We start from the raw sequence: 25,620 nt of genomic DNA, 5'->3' as shown, positions 1-25,620 counted from the left end.
AAAATTTGCTGCAAATATAAGCGATATCCTTTTAAAGGATTATAATATATCAGTTACCTGCCAGTCATAATACAGGCCGGTTTAGGCTTGCTCAACCGGTCTGTGACTTACGTGCATAAGTAAGACCATGGCTGCAGACGGAAGCCTGATATATTTAGCTGTTTGATTATTATAGTACCTAATGTAAAAAAGCCACTACTATCGTAATGGCTTTTCTAATAGTGATTGACTATAAATGTAGTCACTACATGTACCCGGAAGCAGATTCGAACTGCCACGCCTTTTCAAGCGCCACCCCCTCAAGATGGTGCGTCTACCAATTTCGCCACCCGGGTTTACGCCGCAAATATAGAGCTTTGTACCAATTTATAAAACCTAACTTGCCCCGGTTTTTATACCTGTTCTCTTAACAAGTATCAATGTTTAACCTATTTTACAGAATTATACATAATTTTGTAAACCATAATTAAGTTCAAACAGCCCATGAATACAGCATTAGATTCTTCAATTGTTTTAAGAAACAATGTAAAGGTATTCGGACATGGCACCCAGGTGCTAATGTTTGGACATGGCTTTGGATGTGACCTAAATACCTGGCGCTTAGTTACGCCCGCCTTTGAGCAAGACTACAAAATCGTGCTCTTTGACTATGTAGGCGCCGGCAATTCAGACCTAAATGCTTATGATAACGAGCGCTACAGCACGCTTGAAGGCTACGCGAAAGATGTGCTTGAAATATGTGAAACATTAAATTTGAAAGATGTAATCTTTATTGGCCACTCGGTAAGTAGCATGATCGGGCTGCTCGCTGTAAACATGTCCCCAGAAAAATTCGGCAAACTTGTGTTTATCGGACCCTCGCCGCGTTACCTGAACGATGTTAATTATCCAGGTGGCTTGGAGCGGGATGAGCTTGAAGAACTACTGGAAATCATGGACAGCAATTACCTGGGCTGGTCAAGTACCATGGCAGGTCATATCATGGGCAATCATGATCGCCCGGAACTGGCCGACGGTCTCGCAAGTAGTTTCTGCAGTACCAACCCTGAAATTGCCAAGAAATTCGCCAGAGTAACCTTTCTTTCCGATAACCGGGCCGATCTTCAAAACCTCAAAGTTCCAAGTCTCACCATCCAGTGTCAGGAAGATTTTTTAACCAATGAAGTCATCGCTGCCTATATCGAAGGCATCACACCGGGAAACCAGGTCACCCTCCTGAACTCCACTGGCCACTGCCCGCACCTTAGCGATCCCACTGGTGTAATTAACGCTTTGAAGCCGTTCCTTAACAAAGCCTAACCGCAATTATGGATCAGTTCTCAAAGTATATTGACCCCGAGTTTATCTTTAATGAAGCCCCAATCGGCTTTGTTTCATTCAAACCCGATGGCGAAATCATCAAAGCAAACTGCACTTTCTACAGCTTTTTTGACAAAACAGAACGAGAACTATCCTCAGCCAACTTCCTGAAGTTACTTACCAAAGGCAGCGCCCTGTATTTCCAGATGGTGCTTAATCCACTACTCAACCTTCGCGAATACACCAATGAAATTAGCCTGAGTTTTAGCACGCCTACGGAAAACTTCGACGCTTTGTTCAATGCAAAAGCCTACAAAGATGAACACGGTAAAGTAATTGTCGTGAATGCTTATCTATTGAAGATCATTGACCGCAAGAAGTATGAAGCAGAATTACTGCTCGCAAAAAGAATGGCAGAAGATAGCCTGAACTCTGCAAAAAAGATCATCGACGACAACAATGAGCAGTTCATGAAAATCGCCTTGAACCAGTCGCACATGATCAGACGACCCATGGCAAATATGCTGGGCCTGATTTCCATCCTCAAAGACATTCAGATCAGTGAAGACGGCGCCGACCTAATCAGGCTACTGGAGACGAGTGCTGAAGAATTGGATACCCAGATCAAAGAAATCGTATCACAGACCCAATTACCGCTATAGCTAGATAATATCCTCCTGATCTGGTGGTTTGATGATCATCCGCAGCGACTGATCTCGGGAAAGATAGGCAACAGTCCAGTTCCAGAATGTGCGTGCACGATTTCGATAGGTGATTAAAGACATCAAGTGGATGAACAACCAAACCAGCCAGGCAATCAACCCGTTCATATGCATCTTCGGTTTGGGTAAATCTACAACCGCTTTTGCACTGCCAATAATTGCCATAGAACCCTGATCATGATACTTAAACGGCTCCCATGTTTTACCAGCCATCATATTCTTGAAGTTCTTTGCTAGTAACTTCCCCTGCTGTATTGCAGCTTGTGCAACCTGGGGGTGACCATTCGGAAAATCCGCATCACTTAGCATCAGGGCAGTATCGCCGATCGCATAGATGTTTTCGGAGCCAATAACCTTGTTGTATTCGTCAACCAGCAGGCGCTTGCCCCTTCCATACCAGGTTTCTGGTAAACCTTCAAACATCTTTGCAGTAACACCCGCGGCCCAGATCAAATTCTTTGAAGCAATCTGCATCCCGTCAGAAAGCGTTACAGTATCACCGTCAAAGTCATTAACATGGGTGCTCATGATCAATTTCACCCCGAGCCGCGTCAACACTTCTGTCGTATCTTGCTGAGATTTCTCACTCATTGGCGAGAGCACACTTTTCCCACCATCAACCAGGTAAACATTCCCATTGCTCCCCGCCAGTTCTGGATAATCCTTCCGGAGAATCCCTTTCTTCATCTCAGCGAACATCCCTGAAATCTCCACACCTGTAGGTCCCCCGCCAGCAATAACCATAGTCAACAAACGATTTGCCTCCTGCGGATCCGTCGTAATTGAAGCCTGTTCCATGCGCATCAGCAAAACATTTCTCATGGCGATGGCATCGCTCAGGGTCTTCATTGGAATAGCATGTTTCTTTATGTTCTCGTTGCCGAAGAAGTTTGTCTCCGCACCGGTAGCAAACACCAGGTAATCGTAGCTTAATTCACCGTTATCCAGCACAATGGCATTGACATCCGGTTTTACCTGCTTCAACCTGCCCAACCTGAAGAAAAGATTCTTTTTGCCTGCAAAAAGTTTACGGAAGGGATAACTTATACTCGAGGGCTCTAAAAAGGCGGTGGCAACCTGGTAAACAAGTGGGGGAAAAAAGTTATAATTGTTCTTATCTACTAACGTTACCTTGAGGTCGGAATGCCTGCCTAAACTTTTGGCCAGGTTTATGCCTGCAAATCCGCCACCAACAACCACTATATGTTTCTGCATAATCTAAATCTGATTTTTATTAAACATTGCTAAGTGTAGATAGTTTACAATTCAATTAATAAGCAAAGCAAACCGGCTTATAGCCGCTGCAAGTTCAACTTAATACTTCATGAAAAGAAAAAACCCTTTAATACCGTTAGCCCTCTTTCTTATCGCATTTTTCCTCATCAACATTTACACGCTCTCCGGTCTGCAGTTTCTGAGTGGTAGCCCCATCCTGCCTTTAATCTTCTGGGCAGTGATCGCAAGTCTTTCTGCCGCCCTCATAATCGCCTTCAAAAGAATTCAGACCAATGGCATGGACCAGTTCTTCAAAATCATTTCCCATGCATTTCTAATTATCGTGGTCAGTGAGCTTGTGTTTGCGATCTTTCTCCTGCCGGGTGACGTCTACCGCCTTATACTTCATCAACCCAGAAAATATAGCTGGGTGGTCTTTGCCTCCGCAATGCTGATTTTCACCATCCTCATCTTTGTCTACGGCATGCTGCGTGGCAAATATGCCTACCGTGTCATCCGCCATACACTGGAGTTCGAAGATCTTCCAGCTGCGTTCGACGGATTTACGATTACGCAGATCTCCGATGTCCATGCCGGAAGCTTTCACAACCGTAAAGCCGTGAAAAAAGGCATAGACCTGATTCACAAACAGCAGTCCGATTTATTCGTATTCACGGGTGACCTGGTGAACAACAAAGCTTCAGAAATTGTGCCCTGGATGGATTTATTTTCCACGATTAAGGCGCCGTTCGGACAGTTCTCCGTATTGGGAAATCACGATTATGGGGACTACGTGAAATGGGAATCAGAGGCAAACAAACGGGCAAATCTGGAACAGCTAAAATCCTTGCACGGACAAATGGGGTATCGGCTGTTGCTTGATGAACATGTAAAGCTCGAGAAAGATGGGCAGTCAATCATTCTAGCTGGAGTTGAGAACTGGGGGCTGGGATTCGGACAACGTGGGGACTTGCGAAAGGCTTTAGCAGGTGTCAACCCTGTCGCGTTTAAAGTCCTGCTCTCTCACGACCCAACACACTGGGAGTCGGAAGTCAAACAACTCGCCTCAAAGGTACACCTTACCCTTGCTGGCCATACCCACGGCATGCAGTTCGGTCTGGAAGCCTTTGGCGTAAAGTGGAGCCCGGTGAAATACCGTTATGCGCACTGGGCCGGTATTAAAGAAGATCAAGGTCGTTATCTGAACATCAATCGTGGCTTCGGCTTCATTGGCTTCTCCGGCAGAGTCGGTATCTGGCCGGAAATCACCGTCATCACGCTGAAAAGAAAAGTTTAGCTGCTCCGCTTCTCCGCCAGCAGCAGCGATAACGCATGCTGCATCGTACCTGCCCGAATGAGTTCCCCGGAGTTCACGAAGAAGATTTCGTCGGCATTCTCAATGGTGTTCAGGCGATGCGCGATGATAACCACTGTGGTCTCTTTTGAAAGGTTATTAAGTATGGCGCTCAAGAGTTGCTCAGTGATCGTGTCAATATTCGCCGTGGCTTCATCGAGGATCAGCAACTGCGGATTTCTTAACACCGCCCGCATGAAAGCGATCAACTGCTTTTGTCCCAGGCTAATGTTGTCCGAACCGGAGCTTACCGGTGTATCCAGTCCTTCATCAAACAAACCCAGAAGTTCCTCCAGACCAGCCGTTTTAATCACCGCCTCTAAAGCCTGGTTATCGTAGTCCTTGTATTTAGCATTGCCATAAAGGATGTTGTCCCTAACCGTACCGGAAAACAAAAACGGTTCCTGCAGAATAAAGCCAATTTGCTGGGTTCTTTCTTCCGTGGAGTAACTACGGATATCGCGTCCATTTAGTAGAATCTTTCCCTTAGTCGGGTCATAAAGCCGCGCAATTAACGAGGCAGTAGTTGTCTTTCCCCCGCCTGTAGGACCGATAAGTGCATAGGTCTTCCCCTTTTCCAGACTAAAGTTTATACCATGAAGGATGTCCTTACCGGGCTCATATCCAAAGTTGACATCCCTGAATTCCAGCAGCGCGGCGCCTGCTACTTGATCTGTTTTAGGATGTACCTGTAAATCATTCTCCATGTTTAGAATTGCAGAGATCCTGTCCCACCCTGCCATGGCAACCTGAAAGTTTGCCCATAGCGCCGCCAATTGCCTTAACGGATTATAAAAGTTAGTAGCATAAGAAAAGTAACTCACCAGTAAGCCCACGGTAAAATCCCCAATGCTGATCAGGTAAATCCCATAAGCAAGCACAATCAGCTGCGCCATCCCTGAGAAAAGTCCATATACCGGTACAAAAATATTATTAGCCATACCGGCACCAATGGCAGAACTGTAGCTGGCCTGATTGGCTTCATCAAACCGCTTTCTGAAATAATCTCTCCGGTTGAAAGCGATGATAACCTTAAAATTGTTGAGGCTCTCCTGTATCTCTGCGCTTAAGCCGCCAACCTTCTGCAGGTTCCTGGCATTTTTCTTTTTCACCCATGGGGAAACCAATCCGGTAAATACCAGTATGAAGACCGCCGGCGCCAATGCCGCTGCACCAAGCCTCGTATTGATGGATAGCAAGAAAGCACCTGCACCAATCATGGTGACCATACTTCCAATAAATTGCATCAGCGATTGTGAAAAGAACTGATTGATCTTGTCTGTATCATTATTCACCCTGGAGATCAGGTCGCCCGCCTTATTCTGATTGAAGAAAGCAACTGGCAATTCCTGTATCTTGTTGAATATGGCATTCCGTAGCGTATACAGCATCCGTTGTGCCACTCCCCCCATTAGTTTCGATTGAAAGTATCCGGTAACAAGCGCCAGCAGGTACATCCCAAGCAGTATCCCTGCATATTGCAGTACCCCATTGAAATCTTTTGTACGCACATAATGATCAATGGTGTACCCAATAATCAATGGTCCAATCAACAATAAGCCGGAGTTTATAAGAATTGTGATCATCCCCAGCAACAATGTCTTTTGCTCGGAGGCAATCAGTTGTAGTAATTTCCTCAGGGCAGCTACTGTTGAGGTTTTCTCTTTGGTAGTATCCTGATTAAGATTGTAATTCATAGTTGCTTGTACTCTGTTGTGAGGTATGAATTTGTACGTATTCCGGACTGCTTTTCATCAGTTCCTGGTGGGTTCCCTGCGCCACAATTTCCCCCTGCATAATGACAATGACCTTGTCATAATTTTCTACAGCAGCCACTTTCTGCGTCACAGAGAGCAATGTTAATCCAGGGTAGTTCCGCTGGATGTTGTCCAATATCTTCTTTTCAGTTAGAGTATCTACCCTTGCTGTAAAGTCATCCAGCAACAGCAATTTTGGATTTATTGCCAGTGCGCGCGCCAGCATAATCCGCTGCTTTTGCCCGCCAGAAAGACTAGAACCCCGTTCAGAAACAATGGTGTCAAGTTTCTGCGGAAGTGCATTGATGAAATCATGCAGCTCTGCGGTATCTATTGCGAGTTTAAGTGAGGCATCAGTCACCGTATCGCTAAATGCGATATTTTCACGAAGGCTCATGTTGAATATGATGCTATCCTGAAATACAAAACCCAGTTGTTTATAGAAGTTATCCTGTTTGTAAGCTTCAAGTGCATGGCCATCAAACAGGATGCGACCGGAGTCTGCTTGTATCAGACCGGTAAGGAGGTACAGCAGCTGGCTCTTTCCAGCAGCCGTTGGACCGATGATCGCCGTTTTCGAGCCAGGGGAAAGCTTAAAGCTGATGTGCTTCAAGGCCGGCTTTTGCCCAAAATATAAGCTCACATCCGCCATCTCTATCGCCCCATGCAAGGGCGTGTCAATGGTGCCTTGTTCCGGCACTTCCACACTGTTCAGCACGCCCTCTACTCTTCCATAAGAAGCCGTAGCCTGCGCAATAACGTTACTCATAAACCCAATAACCAGAATTGGGAAAATCAGGATGGCCAGATAGCTGTTAAAGGCGGCAAACTCCCCCAGACTCATGGAACCTGTAATTACAAAATGTCCCCCTAAAACCAAGATTGTCAATCCAGCGAAGTTGGAAACAAAGATGATTAGCGGAATAAGGCCCGCGAAAAGTGCCAGAATGGATAAGGATATGTCTCTAGCCCTGGCATTTGCCTCTATAAACTTGTAAGCTTCAAGCTGCTGCGAATTGATCACCCTTATAATGGCCGATCCGAGAATACTTTCATTGATGACCTTGTTCAACCAGTCGATTACTTCACGGCTCTGCTTAAAAAGCACTTTAACCTTAAGCAATACCATGTAAAATGTGATGCCGATGATCGGGATAATGGCTACAATAGCCAGTCCCAACTTCCAGTTTATGGATAATAGTAAAACACTGGCGCCGATGATTAAAAAAGCAGAGGAAACCATGGACACAATTGCCTGTGATACAAAAAGCTTTATGGAGTCCACATCTGCGGTGAGGTTGGTCAACAGCTTATTCGGATTTGTCTTTTGCACAAATGCATGGCTCTGCCTGGAGATCTGATCTGCAAGTCGGGTTCTTAGATCCCGCGCCACCTGCTCTGAAGCATAGGTTTGGACAATACTTTGCGCGTAGGTAAACACGAAAATCATAGTGATGGCCAAAAGGAACAGGCTCACCACGTGTTTCATATCGAAAGTACCTGCGGTGTAGGTGTCTATACCATGAGAAATCAGCGCAGGTAAAAGCAGGTTCACCCCATTACTGATCAACGCAAATAGCACGAGCAAAGCAATAAGCTTTTTGTATGGCTTTAATAAGCTGAATATACTAGGCTTTTTGACGGCCGTCGGTTTGTCCATGTGGTCTGTTGGCTTGCGAGGTATGATGACCAAAAATACACGAATAATTAACAATACGAAGAAGATTGCGGGAACTAAGCAATGGCGGAATGTGCGTTTCAGGAACAGTTTTATATCTTAGGGCCAACAACCAAATAGAATTGCATGCTTAAACCCTACATCGTCGGCGTTGACATCGGCACAGGCAGCACCAAAGCTGTTTCTGTAGACTTAGAAGGAAATGTACTTAACGTGTCACAATCGTCATATCCCACCCTCAACCCTGAACCTGGCTATAGTGAACAAGAGCCGGAAGCGCTCTGGACCGGCTTCCAGGATTGTCTTCAGGAGACCGTCCAGGCCATCGGATATGCACCCGATGCGATCAGCATCAGTAGTGCCATGCACAGCTTCATTCCGGTAAAGGCCGACGGTACCCCACTCCATAACATGATCACCTGGGCCGATGCAAGAAGTGAGCGTATGGCAGAATTACTCCGGGAGAGCGCAGAAGCGGAATTCATCTACAATACCTCGGGCACGCCAATCCACGCCATGTCACCCTTATGCAAACTTTTATGGCTCAAAGGCAACATGCCCGAACTTTTCGAGCAAACGCATAAATTCATCTCCATAAAAGAATACATCTGGTTTAAGCTGTTCCAGGAATTTGAAATTGACTATGGAATTGCCTCTGCTACTGGTCTGTTCGACATCATAAAACTGGAATGGAGCCCGGCAATCATGGAAATTGCGGGCATCGCTGCTGACAAACTTTCTACACCGGTAAACACGGGCTTCCACAGGTCTTTAACGGAACACCCGCTCATGGAAAACCTTGGCCTGAGCAAGCCACTCCCTATCGTGGTGGGTTCCAGTGATGGCTGTTGTGCAAATCTTGGTAGTGCGGTGACCGACGACAATAAAGCCGCGCTCACCATCGGCACCAGCGCCGCAGTTCGCGTCACCAGCGACGCACCCGTTTACAACTTTAAAGCCATGACATTCAACTATCTGCTGGATGAAAAGACATATGTGTGCGGCGGGCCGCTGAATAATGGCGGCATAGCCATCAATTGGGCAATAGAAAAGTTTCTAAACAAACCGGAACCCGAAGCGGCAGATTACGACTTCTTCTTCAGTCAGGTAGAAGCGACATCTGCTGGCGCGAACGGGCTGATCTTTGTCCCTTACCTTACAGGAGAGCGTGCGCCCGTTTGGGACACCGCGGTTTCGGCAAACTTTGTTGGATTGCAGTTACATCACGAGCAGCGGCATTTCTTCAGAGCAGTTGTGGAAGGCGTTTGCATGGCGATCAACGAGGTGCTGCTCGCTGTAGAGCAGGCAACAATGCCAATAAAACAACTGAATATCAGCGGTGGCTTCCTCAATGCCCCGGTTTGGGTTCAGGTACTTGCAAATGTCACCGGCAAAAAGCTGGTCGTGGTTCAGGCTGATGATGCCTCCGCCATAGGTGCCGCAATCCTGGCTGCTCGTGTCCTCCATCCGGAAGCACAGCTGGAAGCGAAACTTTCTACAGAAAGTCATGCTATTTTGCCCGACTATAAACAATATGAGACTTACAAAAGCCTGCAGCCAATCTACGGCAGCCTCTATGACAACCTGAAAACAGTTATGCACAATCTTAAAAGTCTAAACCTCTAACATGGATTTTCTATACGTTCTTGCCGGAATAATCATTCTGTTGGTTCTAATTGTCCGAAAAATCAACCCGATGCTGTCGCTCCTCATCGCTTCTATTGCTACCGGGCTGATGCTAGGGATGCCGATATTGAAAGTAATGGCATCGATAAACAACGGTATCGGCAGCACGCTGGGCAGCATGACCATGGTGCTCGCCTTAGGTGCCATGATCGGTAAACTTGCGGAAGATAGTGGTGCCGCGAAAAGCATTGTCGTCGTTTTGATCAGACTATTTGGTGCAAAACATATACAATGGGCCGTATTGATTACCGGTATACTCGTGGGCATACCACTCTTTTACAATGCTGGGTTTGTGGTACTTATCCCGCTGGTGTTCGCCATCGCCGGTGCAGCAAAACTACCTAAGTTGTATGTCGGCATACCCATGGCGGCAGCATTATCCGTTACACACGGTTACCTGCCTCCTCACCCCGGCCCCGTTGCTTTAGCCGGCATCTTTCACGCAGATATTGGCAAACTCCTGATCTACGGTTTTGCGCTAAGCATTCCCATTGCAATCATTGCAGGAATATTCTTTCCAAGGATGATCATCAAAACAGATAGAACGCGGGACCTCAACCAGATCATCACCTTTGAAGATGTTCACCTCCTGCCTTCCGCATTCAAGAGCTTCATCATTGCACTTTCGCCCATTGTCCTGATCACAGCAGGAACCCTCGGCACAATTGCCTTTTCAGATGGTGCGGTCAGGGCTTTCTTTATCTTCATCTCCGACCCAACAATCGCTTTGCTGATTGCCTTGTTCATCACCTTGATGTTGCAAGACTTGCCTATTGCTAAAGCGATGGACTCCTGTACAGAAGGTGTAAAAGGGGTTGCCATGATCCTGTTGATCATTGCCGCCGGTGGCGCCTTCAAGCAAATCCTGGTAGACAGCGGTATTGGGGAAGACGTCAAAACACTCGCAAACAGCATCAATGCTTCTCCGTTATTCCTGGGCTGGCTCATTGCCGCCTTGCTCCGCGTCACACTTGGCTCGGCGACCGTCGCTGCACTTACCGCTTCTGGAATGGTCGTGCCTTTTGTTGTTGCGGGCGCATCCCCAGAACTCATGGTGCTTGCAGTGGGGGCAGGAAGTCTGATGTTCTCCCATGTTAACGATACCGGGTTCTGGATGTTCAAGGAATATTTTGGCTTGACCTTAAAAGAAACTTTCAAAACCTGGACGCTGATGGAAACCATCGTTTCGGTGCTGGGCATTGTGGGTGTACTCCTCCTCAACCAGCTGCTTTACTAACGTATCAAAGTGGATATGAAGCCCCTTTTGGCCTTAAAATTGCTCATTATGGTGCGTTATTAACGCTCGTCGGCCCTTATCCATATCGAAAAATGAAAGACAACTCTAAAGTGATTGTAAACCTTTTAGCGGGTGTTGCCGTGGGTGCAGCCCTGGGGATTTTGTTCGCACCTTCAAAGGGCAGGAACTCACGCCGTAAAGTAGATCTCTTTTTTACCAACTTCAGCGACAACCTGATCGACAATGCTGAAAATCAGTACAACCTGTTAGACAACCTCAAAGATGGTCTTAAATTCGCCCTCCGAGAACGTCTTGAACAACAACGAACCAAAACAAGCGCCTAGAGCTTATGGATCTTTCCTTATCAAGCAAGACAGCCGTTATTTGTGGAAGCTCTCAGGGCATTGGCCTGGCCGCTGCAATTGAACTGGCCAGTCTTGGTGCAAACTGTATCCTTTTCGCACGTAATGCCAACCGACTTCAGGAAGCATTAAACAAACTGCCGGTTGCCGAAGGTCAGAAACATCAATTTAAAGTTGCGGATTTTACGGACATACAAGCCGTGCAAAATGGGATTAAGGAAATCATCAGCGAACAGCCTGTTCACATCCTGATAAACAATTCCGGAGGACCAAAAGCCGGCCCCATAGCCATAGCAGCCAGCGAAGAATTTACCGGAGCTTTCCAACAACACCTTATCAATAATCAGAATCTTGTAAATGCCGTGCTACCTGCCATGAGGGAAGCGAACTATGGCCGCATCATCAACATTATCTCCACTTCCATTAAGACACCCTTAGCTGGACTAGGCGTTTCCAATACCATTCGTGCTGCCGTTGCCGCCTGGTCAAAAACACTAGCCAATGAAATTGGTCCATACAACATTACCATAAACAATATCTTACCTGGATTGACCAACACAGCGCGACTAAGCAGCTTGGTTGCTTCAACAGCTAAAGCGGCAGGTAAGTCGGAGTCTGACGTTGCAGCAGCAATGGAAGCCACAATCCCCTTAAAGCGATTTGGAGAAGCGAGCGAAATTGCAAACGTGATTGCCTTTCTGGCAAGCCCGGCAGCAGCTTATGTGCATGGGGTAAGTATTCCGGTCGATGGCGGCAGAACGCCCAGCCTGACCTAAGCAAATAAAAAGCTTAAGAAAACAAGGCTGGATTCAAAGGACAGTTTTTACACCGCTTACCCTTCTTATACTTTTCACAGCACTTTTTCTTAAGCTTTTTTACTTTTAAATCTTTGAGGAGCTCCTTTGTAAGCGTCTTCTTTAACTCCTTCTTGGAATCCTTCTTTTCAGATTTATCTTTCTTTGACAAAATTTTCAGGATTATTCAGCCTCACTGGTATATTCAATTTTACCCACATGCTTGTCAATTTCCCATCTTCCAGTACCTTCTTCGCCGATAACTTCAAATAGTTCCAGCGCACGTCTGGCTTTGTATTCTTCTTCACGTTGTTCCTTGAAGAACCAGTTTAGAAATTCCAAAGTGACAAAATCAGATTCTTTATAACAGCGGGCAGCAATGTTTTTAATGGACTGCGTGATGTTTACTTCTTGTTCCAATGCTTCTTCAAATACCTCACGGAAACTGTTGAAGTCATTTTTTATATTGGTGATCTCTGGAGATATCGCAACACCACCCATGTCTAATACATATTTATAGAACTTTAGTTGGTGCAGGCGCTCCTCTTCTGCTTGTTTAAAAAAGTAATCCGCTGAATAATCAAATCCATTGCGATTGCACCAAGAAGCCATTGCAAGATAAAGTGATGAAGAATGAGCCTCTTTTTTTATTTGCTGGTTTAGCAATACTTCTACATCTGCAGAAAGTAAGCATTTAATACGCATGATATCTTTCATATTCCTTGTGTTTAAAAACTGATTTAAACCAAAAATAGTGCTACAATTGGATTAACTGGTTTTTATTAGAAATATGGAAGCAGTCTAAAGAAGCTTAAGCAATTACGCGATGTAAACGATCCTGAATGATGTGGTTAAGTTCCAACATCACAAAGGTACCCTGAAGCAGGTCTTTGATGGCAATGATCTCCAATAAAGAAAGTACATAGCAGTGATCACAAGCACAAATGAAGATAATCTCCAGGTCGCCAGACTTATCATTGCTTAAGAGTAATGCCTCTATATCGATGTTGTAAACAGCCTTTTTTAGCTTTAAAATGTTACGATAATCAAAACGTGCAATCTTCCCCGCAAAATCAATAAACCAGCATTTCTCCTCATCAGATTGATAGATGGTTCCGGCGTGGTTTCCGTACACTTTATTCCAGTTTAAAGAAGGGACGTATGTATTTGGCTTCATTAAATGTGATTATGTACAAATGTTAGCATTATTTAGATTTAATCCAAACTAAAGTACAAATAAGCGCTGCTTATTTGTAACAATTCCAATTAGTCCGGCTGATTTGCTCCAGCGTTCGCAAATCCACATCGTATTCATTTCTTATGATATGGTAAGATTTGGCCAAAATGCAAGTGGTAAATTTGAACATCAAAACAAATCAACATGGAAAATCAAATCTTAGGCCTCCACCACATCACTGCAATAGCGGGTAAAGCCAAAACCAATTATGATTTTTACACTAAAGTTCTGGGTCTTAGATTCATTAAAAAAACGGTAAACTTTGATGACCCAAATACCTATCACTTCTATTATGGAAATGAAAACGGCGATCCGGGTACGATCCTAACGTTTTTCCCATGGGAAGGCATTCAATCTGGTCGCCGGGGAACCCGTCAAGTCACAGAAATTGGCTACAGCGTACCTGCGGGAAGTTTGGAATTCTGGCAAAAACGACTTGACGATCATCATGTAATATATAACAAGGTTGCAGAAAAGTTCGGCGAGCAATACTTAACCTTTCTCGACCCCGATGGTTTAAAGTTTGAACTTACGGTGGCGAAAGTTGAAGATCAAAGGACAGCATGGACAACCGACGATATCAATGCAGAACGCGCCGTTCGTGGTTTTCACCATGTAACAATCACCAGCAATAAAATCGCGAAAACCGCTGAAGTACTGACCGAGATCCTGGGCTACCACCTACAGGAACAGGTTGTGAACAGATCCAGGTTCATTACAGACAATGTACCAAACGCAGCGATTGTGGATCTTGTTGAAGCGCCAGGTGAAGCTGCAGGCCATGTGGCCGGTGGTTCTGTGCATCATGTTGCCTTCCGGGTGAAAGATGAAGCAACGCTGATGTATTACAGAGATAAGATTGCCGCTAAGGGCCTGAACATCACAGAAAAGATCGACAGGAACTACTTCTATTCTTTGTACTTCCGCGAACCTGGAGGCGTGCTGTTTGAAATCGCAACCGATAATCCGGGGTTCACCGTTGATGAAGCAAAGGACGCCCTTGGCACGCATTTGATGCTGCCGGAGCAGTATGAACAACATCGTGCGGAGATTGAGCAGATCCTTCCAAAACTGGTTTAGTAGTGTTTTAACATTGTAATATCCAAACACATGGAAATTGAAAATAACTACATCGCCGCCGGCACACCTTTAAATGGTGCGGCCCAGGCGCTGATCATGATACATGGCCGGGGCGCCAGTGCGGCAAGTATCCTGCCACTTGCCGCTTACTTGAGTCTGCCGGAACATACAGCACTGCTGGCCCTTCAGGCACCGCATCATACCTGGTACCCAAATAGCTTCATTGCGCCTGTAGAAACAAATCAGCCAGCATTAGACGAGGCACTTGCAATGGTTGATTCCCTTGTTTCACAGGTGGTGGAAGCAGGTATCCCGAAAGCGAACATCTACTTTCTGGGCTTCTCACAGGGGGCTTGTCTCACCCTGGAATACGTCAGCCGAAATGCAACCCGCTATGCTGGTGTCGTTGCATTTACCGGGGGGCTCATTGGCGCGGAACTGCTCGAAACCCAATATGAAGGTGATTTCAAAGAAACACCCATTCTGATTTCGACGAGCAATCCTGACCATCATGTGCCGCTACGGCGTGTAAAAGATTCTGGATGCCAGCTCGAGCGCATGCATGCAAAAATCACCGTTGTCGCCCACCCTGGTAAGCCGCACAACATCACGGATGAAGAAATAGCACTTGCAAATAAGCTGATCTTCACTCCAAAAGTTGCGCTGGAGCAATCATAAAAAAAGAGACCATTTACCTGGTCTCCTTTTTTTATTCGTTATGTAAACTGCATTAAAACAATGCATAACATTCGTTTGCGATTTCAAGTTCTTCATTGGTTTTCGCAACCAGAATTTTCACCTTGGCGCCTGCCTCGTTAATTTCAAAAACCTGTCCGCTTCCGGATTTATTCTTCTCGCTATCGAAGGCAATGCCGAGGTACTCGAGCGACTCACAGACCATTTTGCGCATCACCCGATCATTCTCCCCTACGCCACCGGTAAATACAATTGCATCTACACCATTTAATACGGCCGCATAAGCACCAATGAATTTCTTGATGCGGTATGCATAGAGTTGAAGCGCTAGTGCAGCTTCTGCCGATCCCTGATCTGCAAACTTGTGCACATCGCGCAAGTCGTTTGACCCAGCCATGCCCAACAGTCCGGCACCTTTATTAAGCAAGTTACTCACCTGTGCAACGGTAAAGTTTTCCTGATCGATCAGGTGAAACACAACTGAAGGATCGATGTCACCAGAGCGTGTGCCCATTACCAAGCCACTTAAGGGCCCAAAACCCATACTTGTATCGATAGACTTGCCTGCTTTAACCGCTGCTGCGCTGCAGCCATTACCCAGGTGCAGGGTAATCAGCTTGGCTTCAGGATTTCCCAGATATTTCATCGCCTGTCCGGCAACATTCTTATGGCTCGTCCCGTGGAATCCGTACACCCGCACGCCGTAATCATCATAGTACGATTTAGGAATTGCATAGCGATGGGCATAATCCGGCAGCGTATGATGGAAAGCCGTATCAAATACAGCAACCTGCTTCGCTTTTGGGAAAGTATGTTCAGCGACCTCAATACAGGTATAACTTACCTGATTATGCAGGGGTGCCAGCGAGAATAATGCTTTGATCTCCTCTTTAACGTCGGGCGTAATCTCCGTCCCTCGGCAGAATTTCTCACCACCATGTACTACCCGGTGGCCAACAAGGTCAACATCATCTGGTCCATGGATAATACCTTTAGCACTTAGTGCATTCAGGACTTCCTTCAAGGCCTCTCCGTGGTTCGTTACCGTGGAGCCAGGCAGGCCTATTCTTTCTACCAAACCCGTAGCGAGCGGGTCCGTGGCTGGCATGTTAAAAAACTGATACTTCAAGGAACTGCTTCCCGAATTTATCACTAGGATTTTCATCTATTATATATTATACTTCCTGGCACTGGATTGCAGTGATAACAACCGTATTAAAGATGTCATCCACAGTACAACCCCGGCTCAAATCATTTATTGGCTTGTTTAATCCCTGCAGCATCGGTCCTATGGCCAATGCGCCGGTTTCTCTTTGTACGGCTTTGTAAGTGTTGTTCCCGGTATTCAAGTCTGGGAAAATCAATACACTCGCCCGGCCGGCAACTTCCGATCCCGGAAGCTTTTGCTGACCAACAGCTGGGTCAACGGCAGCATCGTACTGTATCGGCCCTTCAATCTTCAGGTCAGGCCTGCGTTCGCGCACAATGTTGGTCGCTTCACGTACCCGCTCCACATCTTCTCCGGCACCCGAACTTCCAGAGGAGTACGATAACATGGCAATGCGAGGCTCAATACCAAAACGAATGCTGCTTTCCGCAGAGGAAATGGCAATCTCCGCAAGCTCCGCTGCTGTAGGATTTGGATTTACGGCACAGTCGCCAAACACGGCCACCCTTTCCGGTAGGCACATAAAAAATACGGAAGATACCACTGATACGCCTGGCCGCGTTTTAATGAACTGCAGTGCCGGACGGATGGTGTGCTGCGTCGTATGGACGGCACCAGAAACCATCCCATCTGCATGCCCTTTATGTACCATCATCGTTCCGAAGTATGATACATCCGTCATCATGTCGGTTGCCATCTCCAGATTCACATTCTTGTTCTTGCGCAACTCATACAAGGTTTGCACATAATCATCGTAATGGGCGGAGGTTTTTGGATTGACAATATGAACCGCATTCAGATCCAGATTCAGGCCCAAACGCTTAAGCGACAGCCCGATTTCTGTGGCATCCCCCAGAATGGTGAGCTCTACCAGATCCTGACTCATGATTCGCGCAGCTGCTTTAAGCACCCGATCATCATTTCCTTCTGGCAGTACAATATGTTTCTTAATACTTTTCGCCCTTTTCACCAGTTGGTACTGGAACATATGTGGCGTAATACCTTCTGGTGTGAAGGTGATAATTCTATCATCTAGAGCCTTCAGATCCACGTACTTTTCAAATACCTGAATGGCCAGCTCTATCTTCTTTTTATTGTCTTTGGTAATGCGCGAATGGATATGCCCGATGGCGTTGCTGGTCTCAAAAGTTCCCGTTTTCACACTGATGATCGGCATGACGGTCTGCAAACCTTCGATCAGCTTCATGACTGGCTGATCCGGTATGCTGCCAACAGTGAGTACAATACCGGCAACTTTTGGATAACTGGTCGATTGATTTGCCTGCAAGGCGCCGATGATGATGTCGCCGCGGTCACCCGGCGTAACGATCAGGACATTCTCTTTAATGTGATTCAGGAAGTTTGGAAGCATCATGGCCCCGGTTACAAAATTGTCGACCTGATTCGTCAGAAGCGCCTCTCCAAATAATACATTGCCATGCAGCGCATCGGAGATCTCTTTCATGGTTGGACTTTGCAATCCACTTTCCATTGGAATAACCGTCAGCATAAGTCCCGCAGGGAGTTGTGCTAATAGCAACTGTTTCACATCTTCTACATGTTCCTGGCGCACCATGTTAACAACAATGCCGAGCACCTGCACATCCCTGGATTGAAAGTTTCTGTAGATGTTAATGGCGGTGTTGACCACCTGTGCCGTAGATTTATGTTCGCCAGTAACCACAATGAGTACCGGTGCGGCCAGGTTCTTAGCAATAAGTACGTTAGACTCAAATTCGAAAGCGGTGCCTTCTCCAAGAAAGTCACTACCCTCTATGACGGTAAATTCATAGTTCTCTTCCGCTTTCTTGTATTTGCTGATGATGGTATCAATAATTTCACTGCTATTTTCCGTTTGCGGCTGGTGCAAAACCTGCTGCCGTGTGAACGCGAAAGTATCATTATACTGAATTGGTAAATTAAAGAAATCTAAAATCGCTTCAATGTGTTGTTCCTTATATTCAGCATCTTCCTGAGCGATGATTGGCTTGAAGTAACCAACCTTTTGCGTTTTTGAGAGAAGCATGTTGATTAAGCCGAAGGCGATGACGGATTTCCCGGTGTAAGGCTCCGCGGATGCTATAAAAATGTTCTTAGTCATGAGAAGATGTTTATAGCGGGCAATATGCATTTTTTTTGGCGGACAGACCAGTTTAAACCGAGGGTTTTACCATCAGCAGCCATTATTAGGTTGAAATTACAATGTTTTGCAATACTGTTAATATATTTACCGATTCTTGGCGCATGCTTTGATAATGGCGTGTAAGGATAAAGAAAAAGATTGAATGGATAACACTGAAACTCCCGTTGTACCGGAGCAGGCAGATAAAAAACCGGGACTCATTTCGCGGATGTTTATCACCCTGGCCGAGGTATACAGCTTTATTGCCCGGTTCTTCAAAGAAGCATTTCTCCCACCTTTCGAAGGAAAAGAACTACTACGGCAATGTTATGAGATTGGCTACCGCTCAGCACTGCTAATCTCCACCACCGGATTCATTACCGGTGTCGTATTTACAAAGCAATCCCGACCATCATTAGCAGAATTTGGCGCCACATCCTGGTTGCCCTCGCTTGTCGGCATTGCATTACTTAGAACACTTGCACCCTTATTGACCGGCTTAATTGCCGCAGGTAAAGTTGGCTCCAGCATTGGTGCCGAACTGGGGTCCATGCGGGTAACCGAGCAGATCGATGCTATGGAAGTATCGGCAACCAACCCTTTTAAATTCCTGGTTGCAACTCGCGTACTTGCTGCCACCATCACCATACCCATCCTCTCCTTCTATACCGGAATGATCGGCATGCTTGGTGCCCTCCTAAACGTAGCGATGTTTGAAGAAACCAGTGCTAAACTTTTCTTCCAGGCATCACTCGATCAGATTACATTTTTAGATATCACCGCTTCTACTGTCAAAGCTATTGTCTTTGGTTTCACCATCGGCATTGTTGGATGCTACCAGGGCTATAATTCGTCCAAGGGAACGGAGGGTGTAGGTAAAGCGGCAAACTCAGCCGTAGTTATTTCCATGTTCCTGATCTTTATCGAGGAAGTTATCTCTGTTCAGTTTTTTGGTTTATTCAGATCCTAATCTACTCGTATGAAATCAAGACCAATAACCGATCCCAACCTCGAGAAGGTTATCGAGATCAAAGGACTGACAAAGTCGTTCGGGAATTTTCATGTACTGCGCGGTGTAGATCTAAACCTGTACCGTGGCGAGAACCTCGTGGTTCTTGGAAAATCCGGTACCGGGAAATCAGTACTGATTAAAATTATCATTGGATTGCTAAAGCCAGATAACGGATTGGTGCGGGTGCTGGGCAATACTGTTGATGAGATTAGCTATAAAGAACTGCTTGCACTGCGACTGGATGTTGGTTTCTCCTTTCAGAACAGTGCACTATATGATAGTATGACGGTTCGGGAGAACCTGGAGTTTCCACTGGTCCGCAACCGTAAAGGCATCACAAAGGCAGAAGTTAACCACGCCGTAGAATCTACACTGGATGCAGTGGGCTTATTACAGGCGATCAACCAGATGCCATCTGAGTTATCCGGTGGTCAGCGTAAGCGGATAGGCATTGCCCGGACATTGATCCTGCAGCCCAAGATCATGCTTTACGACGAACCTACAGCAGGACTTGATCCGATCACCTGTCTGGAGATTAACAGCCTGATCAACGAAGTTCAGGAGCGCTATAAAACAAGTTCCATCATCATCACACACGATTTAACCTGTGCAAGAGCCGTGGGTAACCGCGTAGCGATGCTGCTGGATGGAAAATTTGAGCGACAAGGCTCTTTTGATGAAGTATTTGACACAAATGACGAAAGGGTTAAACCTTTTTACGATTACAACTTTATAAAATAAAACATGGCACAATCAGACAACCGTAAACAGATCACGGTAGGTATTTTTATATTCATCGGCCTGGTGATCTTCATATTGGCAATATTCACCCTTGGTGGGCAGCGTAAGACTTTTGTAAAGAGCTTTACTTTAAATGTAGTCTTCTCTGATATACAAGGCTTAAAAACAGGTAACAACGTCTGGTATTCAGGTGTTAAAGTCGGCACCATCAAAAAGATTCAGTTCTATGGCAAGTCAGAAGTTCAGGTCTTTATCAGTGTTGAAGAAGAAGCGCACAAGTACATTCACAAGGATGCAACGGCAAGCATCAGTTCTGATGGTTTAATCGGTAACAAGATCATCGTGATTAATGGTGGTAATCCCAAATACCCTTTTATTGAAGATGGCGACAGACTTCAGGTGTCCACCACCCTATCTACGGACGATATCATGAAGACCTTTCAGGTGAACAACAAGAACCTGGTAGACATTACCGGCGACTTTAAAACACTTGCCCGCGGACTTGTGGAGGGTAAAGGATCAGCAGGAGCATTGTTATCTGATGAAAAGATCGCAAACAACTTCAGAAGGATTGTAACCAACCTGGAGCGCACAACAGCATCTACGGACAGAATGGCCAGAGAACTTAATCAGTTCAGCAAAACCTTAAACACCAAAGGTGGCCTTGCAGATAATTTGTTAACGGATACAGCTGTTTTCGCGCAATTGAGTCGTTCCGTTAATGAACTTCAGAAAACCGCCAGGGCAGCTTCAGCAATGACAGAGAACCTTAATGCAGCATCAGCTAAATTAACGCAGTCTGATAATGCCGCAGGCCTGCTTTTGAATGACAAGCAAACAGCTGATCAGGTACGCGCTATCATGAATAATCTGGAAACCAGTTCTAAGAAACTGGATGAAGACCTTGAAGCGCTACAAAGCAATTTCTTATTCCGTGGCTTCTTTAAAAAGCGTGCGAAGGAAGAAGCGAAAGCTGCCAAGGAACAGCAGTAGCGATTTTTCTCAAACCATTCTATATTCAGGTTGTTCTACTTGAAAAACCGATAACAGATATGGCAAAGCAAACAGAAAGTGCAAAAGGCACAACGACCAGCGAAGAGAAAAAGGACACAAAGAAAGCTAAAGGTGTTGAAGCTCAAGACGTCATATCGTCTAAAGATGCTAAACAAACCAAAGTGACAAAGAAAGAGAAATAGATATTTCCAACAAGATCCATAAAATGGCAACAGAATAGCTTTCTGTTGCCATTTTCTTTTTTACAGGCGGCCATTTACGACCTTGCGCCATGAAGATCAAGAGCGGTATGCTGCTGAGCTGATCCAGTGCTGAAGCACAGCTTACACACGGATCACGTGGGCGAGGTGTGGGCGAGGTGTGGATCAGCTGTGTGTCGGGTGTGCTTAATGTATATGCCAAAAAAAAGTCGGCTACCCTCCGGTAGCCGACTTTCTAATGCTATCTTAAAATATTAGAACCGCATAAAGGCTGCGATCTTACTATCCGCAGGCATCTTATCCTGTTCCAACACATGTACTGCACCGCCGTTTTTCAAGGTCTTAATTGCAGCTTTATTCAGCAAACAGGTGTCTCCCTCCTGCCTTTCCTCATGGATAACCAAGGCGTTTGATGCCTCGTCGAATGTTCCCCAGATATGTGCGTCTTTCACAATGAACAGATCGGAAATCTGGCTGTAAAAACTCGCTGGGATTACATCTTCTGGTATTGAAGAAGTCAATTCCGTTGTCGAATTGTCGTAATAGGTTTTCAGCGCCTTACGTGCCTGCTGCTTAAAGAATGGAGCGGCGATCTCCTTAACTTTCTGGTAGACGCTGTTCTTATCCTCATGATCAAAGTTTCCGGTCAGGTTCTCTTCAACGACGTTATACTTTGATATTTGACGGTATAAGCCAACGATCTGTTCTGTACCAGCCAGGATTAATGGTGCTGATTCCTGCGACAGTAACTCCGTCCATAAAGTTTGATTTACTTCTTTCAGGTACTGCGTTACCCATTCGGTTTCATCGGCTAATCCGGGTCCATGACCGTGATAGTTAGCACCCGAGATGGCACCTCTTCCCGCTCCGGCGCCTGCGCGTCGCATGGTCTGCTGGGCATCTTTCTCTTCGAAGTGAATCACGTCATCCATTCCGTTAGGCAAGCCTTCTACTTCCAGTAGTTCCAATCCATATGCGTCGCCACGGAAGATTTTAGCGTCTTTCTTGCTCAGCATCAGCAGGAAGAAATAAGCATCATCCGTCATTAGTGGCAATAAAGGCAGGATGTTAAAAGAGGAGTTGATGAACAACTCTTCCTTCAATGGCATTGGTGTCTTGATTACTTTACATAAACCTTCTGCCAGAAATAAAGCTAAGCCCTGCGATTGTGTATTCCAGAACTCGCGGTTGTCTACCAGCGCAGAAGCTTCCTTCAAGATGGAATCAACGGCAGCCTGGCTCTTCCCTTTTTCAGTAAGTATTCGTTTAGCTTGCTGCAGGTTATTTTTGAGCAGCAAGGCATCATGTTTTTCATTCACCTCTACGCCTGAACTGTGTGCCGGCATGTAGAGTGACACACAAATATCTGATTCAAAACCAGTGATCTCTGTGATGTCTTCTTTTGATAATACGCCCATAGATTCTAGTTATTTGTGTCGTCGTTATATTCTACACCTTTGTTAACATTTCTGTTTACATGTCTCATCTGGATAAGCGCTTCCTGGCTATCGGTATCTGAGATGTATTTTTCAGTAATTTCATTTTCCTTATCCGGATCAATAGCCGCAAAAGCATCTTTCAATCCAGCAGTTTCATTTCCTTTACCTGAAGGTTTGCCCTTAGGAGGTACAAAACTTCCATTATTGTTCTTAGCCATAGATTTGAATTTTAGTTTTTATTAAGGTATTGTTATCTTAATAATGATCCCTGGCGCGGAATTGTTTGTAAAAATAAATCTTAGAAGCGCATGCGCACACCAATGCCAAGCTTGAAAACATCTTTGACGGACACCTCTGGTACATTCTGGAAGTAATTTACCAGGTACCACTCATTGCTGTTGAATTCGGAGTACACACTTAAGGATTTTAAACCGGCAGCTTTGATAAACCTGGGCTTGGTAAGCTCCAGCTCATTGCTGAAAGATAAGTGCGGCCTGATTGCTTCAGACCAATAATAATAACCCTTGGGCCAGTTATCTTTGGAGAACTTCAACTGAAGATCCGGATGTGCCGTGTAGGTAAAAAATAAGCCTGGATTGAAGGGATAGATTTTTCCGAGCTTGTTCACAGTGATTACAAAGGGCTTGTAGGCGAATTTTGCGGTTATGATGTGCAATGTTCCGCCTTTTGATTTGGGCACATACCCGTATAGCAAATCCAGGTTTCCACGCTCATTGTTAAAGAGTTTATAGCCTGCACCGACGCTTACATAACCGATGCTGCCGGCATGTTGAAGGATTACCTCGTCTGGTATAAGAAATTGCTGTGCATTCGCGCGTACACCAAAGCATAGCACGATGATCAGTAGCGTGCATCTAGTAAAATACGCGTTCATGAGTGATGTTGTTGTTTAATACAGTTACAATGATGAATTCTTTATTTTCAACGGAACCCGTCACCAGGTAGTTGAATCGGTCGCCAGGCTCGGATGTCAGGTACGTATGGGTATGACCATATAGCGCCGCTACAAAGCCTTGGGTGTTCTCGAACTGCGCCTTATATTTTGGCACCAATTTCTGGTCGAAATCCTCAGATAATGGGGGTACGTGACCAACGGAAATATAGCCCTTCACTCCTGCGGTGGGCTTAAGTTCCTGGGCAAGCCAGTTCAGATCCGGCACCTGGCCATTGTACTTATATTCACGGCTATTGGTATCATGGCAAATGAACTTCGTACCTTTGTATATGAAGCTAAAATTCAGATCGCCAAACATCCGGGCATAGGCAGCCCTGCCGCGGCCGGTGAGGTCATGATTGCCGATCACGGTAATAACCGGCACGCGCATTTTCTTCATGCGCGTGGCATAACCTTCCATTTCTTTGGAACTTCCAAACTCCGTGATATCACCTGCAACGAGGATGAAATCCACTTTGTCAAGTGAATTTACTTTTTCAATAAAGCCGGGAATTTCCTTGTAGGAGCGCTGTGTGTCACCTGACAGAATGAACTTCAGTGTATCGTTTTTCGGTTGAACGGACATTAGTTGTTCTAATGCCTTTCTGTTTAAATCTGTAGGTGAATTCCGGTCGAACGTCTGGTTCGGGCTGTATTCAAAGGCATTACAGCCCGCGAGGAGACCGGAAAGTAAAAGTAATTTCGTAAAAATCTTCATGGGTCAGTAAATCTACTTCAGAGAACCAAAAACAATGCCTTTCAGGCAAGCTGCTGTCATGAGCAGGCCATGATTACCAATCTAAAATTGTAAATTGTCCTAAATCAACAGAATTATGAGAATTGCGGTTTTTAGTACTTACACCTATGACGAGGCATACCTGAACCGGTTCAATACGGGCCATGAGCTTACCTTTTTTGTGCTGCCATTGAATGAACAGACGGCTGCGCTCACCAAGGATTTTGATGCGATTTGCATCTTTGTAAATGATACGGTGAACAAGGATGTGCTTGCCATCCTTCATGAAAATGGTGTGCGCCTGGTTGTGCTCCGCTGTGCGGGATTCAATAATGTTGACATCGCCGCAGCAACGACATTGGGCATTCCAGTATTACGCGTTCCCGCCTACTCGCCGGAAGCTGTTGCGGAACATGCCATGGCACTGATTTTAACGCTAAACAGAAAAACGCATAAAGCCTACAACCGGGTACGGGAAGGGAACTTTTCGCTGGAAAAACTTATGGGCTTTAACCTGCACCAACGTAAAGTGGCGGTTATCGGAACGGGGAATATTGGGAGAGCATTCTGCAACATCCTGCGCGGCTTCGGCTGTAAAATCAGTGCTTTCGACATCTATCCCGATCAGGAACTGGCAGCTGCCGGCGTAACCTATGGAAGTCTTGAAGAAACGCTGGCAGACGCAGATATCGTTTCCTTACACTGTCCGCTGATGGATAGTACGCACCAGATGATCAATGCAGATAGCCTCAAGCTGTTTAAAAAAGGTGCAATGTTGATCAACACCAGTCGCGGGGGTCTGATCAATACCATGGATGTAATTGCCGCATTAAAGCATGGGCAACTTGGATACCTGGGGCTAGACGTGTATGAGCAGGAAGGCAAGTTGTTTTTTCAGGACTATTCTGAAGATGTCATTCAGGATGAGATGATCCTGCGGTTGATCTCCTTTCCCAACGTGCTTATCACCTCCCATCAGGGATTCTTCACGCAAGAGGCTATGGAGCAGATCGCGACGACGACCTTCCGTAACATTGATGCCTTTGCTTCGAAAGCTGATTTACACAACCAGGTTGTAATTGGCTAACCAATAGGGAATAACATATTTTTCAAACA

26 protein-coding genes and 1 tRNA gene are annotated in these 25,620 nt (G+C 45.7%); 14 read left to right on the top strand and 13 right to left on the bottom strand.

Features of this window, described 5'->3' with window-relative positions:
• Positions 1–251: 251 nt before the first annotated feature.
• Positions 252–335, bottom strand: a tRNA-Leu gene (locus IEW69_RS01985).
• Between the two features lie 148 nt (positions 336–483).
• On the opposite strand from IEW69_RS01985, the gene IEW69_RS01980 reads away from it, so the two are divergent.
• Both IEW69_RS01980 and IEW69_RS01975 read left to right on the top strand, forming a co-directional pair.
• Positions 484–1,299: an alpha/beta fold hydrolase gene (locus IEW69_RS01980; protein ID WP_188625141.1), complete on the top strand. Its 816-nt coding sequence runs from the start codon at positions 484–486 to the stop codon at positions 1,297–1,299.
• Between the two features lie 8 nt (positions 1,300–1,307).
• Positions 1,308–1,961: a PAS domain-containing protein gene (locus IEW69_RS01975; protein WP_188625140.1), complete on the top strand. Its 654-nt coding sequence runs from the start codon at positions 1,308–1,310 to the stop codon at positions 1,959–1,961.
• Here the strand turns inward: IEW69_RS01975 and IEW69_RS01970 are convergent, their stop codons facing one another.
• Positions 1,962–3,236 (bottom strand): NAD(P)/FAD-dependent oxidoreductase, encoded by a 1,275-nt coding sequence (locus IEW69_RS01970; RefSeq protein WP_188625139.1) that lies wholly within the window; start codon positions 3,234–3,236, stop codon positions 1,962–1,964.
• 109 nt (positions 3,237–3,345) lie between these two features.
• On the opposite strand from IEW69_RS01970, the gene IEW69_RS01965 reads away from it, so the two are divergent.
• Positions 3,346–4,533, top strand: a complete 1,188-nt coding sequence (locus IEW69_RS01965; protein ID WP_188625138.1) for a metallophosphoesterase — start codon at positions 3,346–3,348, stop codon at positions 4,531–4,533.
• Here IEW69_RS01965 and IEW69_RS01960 read toward each other — a convergent pair.
• Entirely contained in the window at positions 4,530–6,287 is a 1,758-nt protein-coding gene (locus tag IEW69_RS01960) for an ABC transporter ATP-binding protein (protein WP_188625137.1), read from the bottom strand. The genes IEW69_RS01965 and IEW69_RS01960 overlap by 4 nt on opposite strands.
• Positions 6,271–8,007, bottom strand: coding sequence for an ABC transporter ATP-binding protein (locus tag IEW69_RS01955; protein ID WP_188625136.1), 1,737 nt, complete (start codon positions 8,005–8,007; stop codon positions 6,271–6,273). Before IEW69_RS01955 ends, IEW69_RS01960 begins: the two co-directional genes overlap by 17 nt.
• A 144-nt stretch (positions 8,008–8,151) precedes the next feature.
• Between IEW69_RS01955 and IEW69_RS01950 the strand changes: the two genes are divergently transcribed.
• From IEW69_RS01950 to IEW69_RS01935, 4 genes are all read left to right on the top strand, one after another.
• Positions 8,152–9,651: a gluconokinase gene (locus tag IEW69_RS01950; RefSeq protein ID WP_188625135.1), complete on the top strand. Its 1,500-nt coding sequence runs from the start codon at positions 8,152–8,154 to the stop codon at positions 9,649–9,651.
• A gap of 1 nt (position 9,652) precedes the next feature.
• Positions 9,653–10,948, top strand: a complete 1,296-nt coding sequence (locus IEW69_RS01945) for a GntT/GntP/DsdX family permease (protein WP_188625134.1) — start codon at positions 9,653–9,655, stop codon at positions 10,946–10,948.
• Positions 10,949–11,040: 92 nt separating this feature from the next.
• Positions 11,041–11,292 carry a YtxH domain-containing protein gene (locus tag IEW69_RS01940; RefSeq protein ID WP_188625133.1) on the top strand — a complete coding sequence of 84 codons (252 nt, stop codon included), beginning with the start codon at positions 11,041–11,043 and terminating at the stop codon, positions 11,290–11,292.
• A 5-nt stretch (positions 11,293–11,297) separates the two neighbouring features.
• The gene (locus IEW69_RS01935; RefSeq protein ID WP_188625132.1) at positions 11,298–12,086 is read left to right on the top strand and encodes an SDR family oxidoreductase; all 789 of its coding nucleotides are present in this window, start codon (positions 11,298–11,300) and stop codon (positions 12,084–12,086) included.
• 13 nt (positions 12,087–12,099) lie between these two features.
• On the opposite strand, the gene IEW69_RS01930 is transcribed toward IEW69_RS01935, so the two are convergent.
• The 3 genes from IEW69_RS01930 to IEW69_RS01920 all read right to left on the bottom strand — a co-directional run bounded on the left by IEW69_RS01930 (position 12,100) and on the right by IEW69_RS01920 (position 13,281).
• On the bottom strand, positions 12,100–12,276 hold the full coding sequence (locus IEW69_RS01930; RefSeq protein WP_188625131.1) for a hypothetical protein: 177 nt from the start codon (positions 12,274–12,276) through the stop codon (positions 12,100–12,102).
• Positions 12,277–12,287: 11 nt separating this feature from the next.
• A complete protein-coding gene (locus IEW69_RS01925; RefSeq protein ID WP_188625130.1) occupies positions 12,288–12,821 on the bottom strand; it encodes a ferritin in 534 nt (177 codons plus the stop codon).
• Between the two features lie 94 nt (positions 12,822–12,915).
• On the bottom strand, positions 12,916–13,281 hold the full coding sequence (locus tag IEW69_RS01920) for a hypothetical protein (RefSeq protein WP_188625129.1): 366 nt from the start codon (positions 13,279–13,281) through the stop codon (positions 12,916–12,918).
• A gap of 204 nt (positions 13,282–13,485) precedes the next feature.
• Here IEW69_RS01920 and IEW69_RS01915 point away from each other — a divergent pair, with 204 nt between their 5' ends.
• Together IEW69_RS01915 and IEW69_RS01910 are read left to right on the top strand one after the other, a co-directional pair.
• Positions 13,486–14,421, top strand: coding sequence for a ring-cleaving dioxygenase (locus IEW69_RS01915; protein WP_188625128.1), 936 nt, complete (start codon positions 13,486–13,488; stop codon positions 14,419–14,421).
• A 30-nt stretch (positions 14,422–14,451) separates the two neighbouring features.
• Complete coding sequence (locus IEW69_RS01910; protein WP_188625127.1) at positions 14,452–15,099, top strand: alpha/beta hydrolase; 648 nt, start codon at positions 14,452–14,454, stop codon at positions 15,097–15,099.
• A gap of 52 nt (positions 15,100–15,151) precedes the next feature.
• On the opposite strand, the gene IEW69_RS01905 is transcribed toward IEW69_RS01910, so the two are convergent.
• Together IEW69_RS01905 and pta are read right to left on the bottom strand one after the other, a co-directional pair.
• Complete coding sequence (locus IEW69_RS01905) at positions 15,152–16,282, bottom strand: acetate/propionate family kinase (protein WP_188625126.1); 1,131 nt, start codon at positions 16,280–16,282, stop codon at positions 15,152–15,154.
• 10 nt (positions 16,283–16,292) lie between these two features.
• Complete coding sequence (pta, locus tag IEW69_RS01900) at positions 16,293–18,386, bottom strand: phosphate acetyltransferase (RefSeq protein ID WP_188625125.1); 2,094 nt, start codon at positions 18,384–18,386, stop codon at positions 16,293–16,295.
• A gap of 250 nt (positions 18,387–18,636) precedes the next feature.
• On the opposite strand from pta, the gene IEW69_RS01895 reads away from it, so the two are divergent.
• The 4 genes from IEW69_RS01895 to IEW69_RS01880 are packed head-to-tail and all read left to right on the top strand — an operon-like array spanning position 18,637 to position 21,356.
• Entirely contained in the window at positions 18,637–19,377 is a 741-nt protein-coding gene (locus IEW69_RS01895) for an MlaE family ABC transporter permease (RefSeq protein ID WP_373284091.1), read from the top strand.
• A gap of 9 nt (positions 19,378–19,386) precedes the next feature.
• Positions 19,387–20,160 (top strand): ABC transporter ATP-binding protein, encoded by a 774-nt coding sequence (locus tag IEW69_RS01890; RefSeq protein WP_188625123.1) that lies wholly within the window; start codon positions 19,387–19,389, stop codon positions 20,158–20,160.
• A gap of 3 nt (positions 20,161–20,163) precedes the next feature.
• A complete protein-coding gene (locus tag IEW69_RS01885; protein ID WP_188625122.1) occupies positions 20,164–21,153 on the top strand; it encodes an MlaD family protein in 990 nt (329 codons plus the stop codon).
• Positions 21,154–21,212: 59 nt separating this feature from the next.
• On the top strand, positions 21,213–21,356 hold the full coding sequence (locus tag IEW69_RS01880; RefSeq protein ID WP_188625121.1) for a hypothetical protein: 144 nt from the start codon (positions 21,213–21,215) through the stop codon (positions 21,354–21,356).
• Between the two features lie 272 nt (positions 21,357–21,628).
• Here the strand turns inward: IEW69_RS01880 and IEW69_RS01875 are convergent, their stop codons facing one another.
• The 4 genes from IEW69_RS01875 to IEW69_RS01860 all read right to left on the bottom strand — a co-directional run bounded on the left by IEW69_RS01875 (position 21,629) and on the right by IEW69_RS01860 (position 24,486).
• On the bottom strand, positions 21,629–22,792 hold the full coding sequence (locus IEW69_RS01875; RefSeq protein WP_188625120.1) for a baeRF7 domain-containing protein: 1,164 nt from the start codon (positions 22,790–22,792) through the stop codon (positions 21,629–21,631).
• A 5-nt stretch (positions 22,793–22,797) separates the two neighbouring features.
• Complete coding sequence (locus IEW69_RS01870) at positions 22,798–23,031, bottom strand: hypothetical protein (RefSeq protein ID WP_188625119.1); 234 nt, start codon at positions 23,029–23,031, stop codon at positions 22,798–22,800.
• 80 nt (positions 23,032–23,111) lie between these two features.
• Positions 23,112–23,708: a hypothetical protein gene (locus IEW69_RS01865; RefSeq protein ID WP_229663481.1), complete on the bottom strand. Its 597-nt coding sequence runs from the start codon at positions 23,706–23,708 to the stop codon at positions 23,112–23,114.
• Positions 23,689–24,486 carry a metallophosphoesterase family protein gene (locus tag IEW69_RS01860; protein WP_188625118.1) on the bottom strand — a complete coding sequence of 266 codons (798 nt, stop codon included), beginning with the start codon at positions 24,484–24,486 and terminating at the stop codon, positions 23,689–23,691. The genes IEW69_RS01865 and IEW69_RS01860 overlap by 20 nt, the downstream gene beginning before the upstream one ends.
• A 115-nt stretch (positions 24,487–24,601) precedes the next feature.
• Between IEW69_RS01860 and IEW69_RS01855 the strand changes: the two genes are divergently transcribed.
• On the top strand, positions 24,602–25,591 hold the full coding sequence (locus tag IEW69_RS01855) for a 2-hydroxyacid dehydrogenase (protein ID WP_188625117.1): 990 nt from the start codon (positions 24,602–24,604) through the stop codon (positions 25,589–25,591).
• The last annotated feature ends 29 nt before the right edge of the window (positions 25,592–25,620 follow it).

This window comes from Pedobacter quisquiliarum, assembly GCF_014642175.1.
GTDB classification, from domain to species: domain Bacteria; phylum Bacteroidota; class Bacteroidia; order Sphingobacteriales; family Sphingobacteriaceae; genus Pedobacter; species Pedobacter quisquiliarum.
The sequence above is the reverse complement of the archived record's forward strand: the minus strand, read 5'-3'. Positions and strand labels throughout refer to the sequence as shown.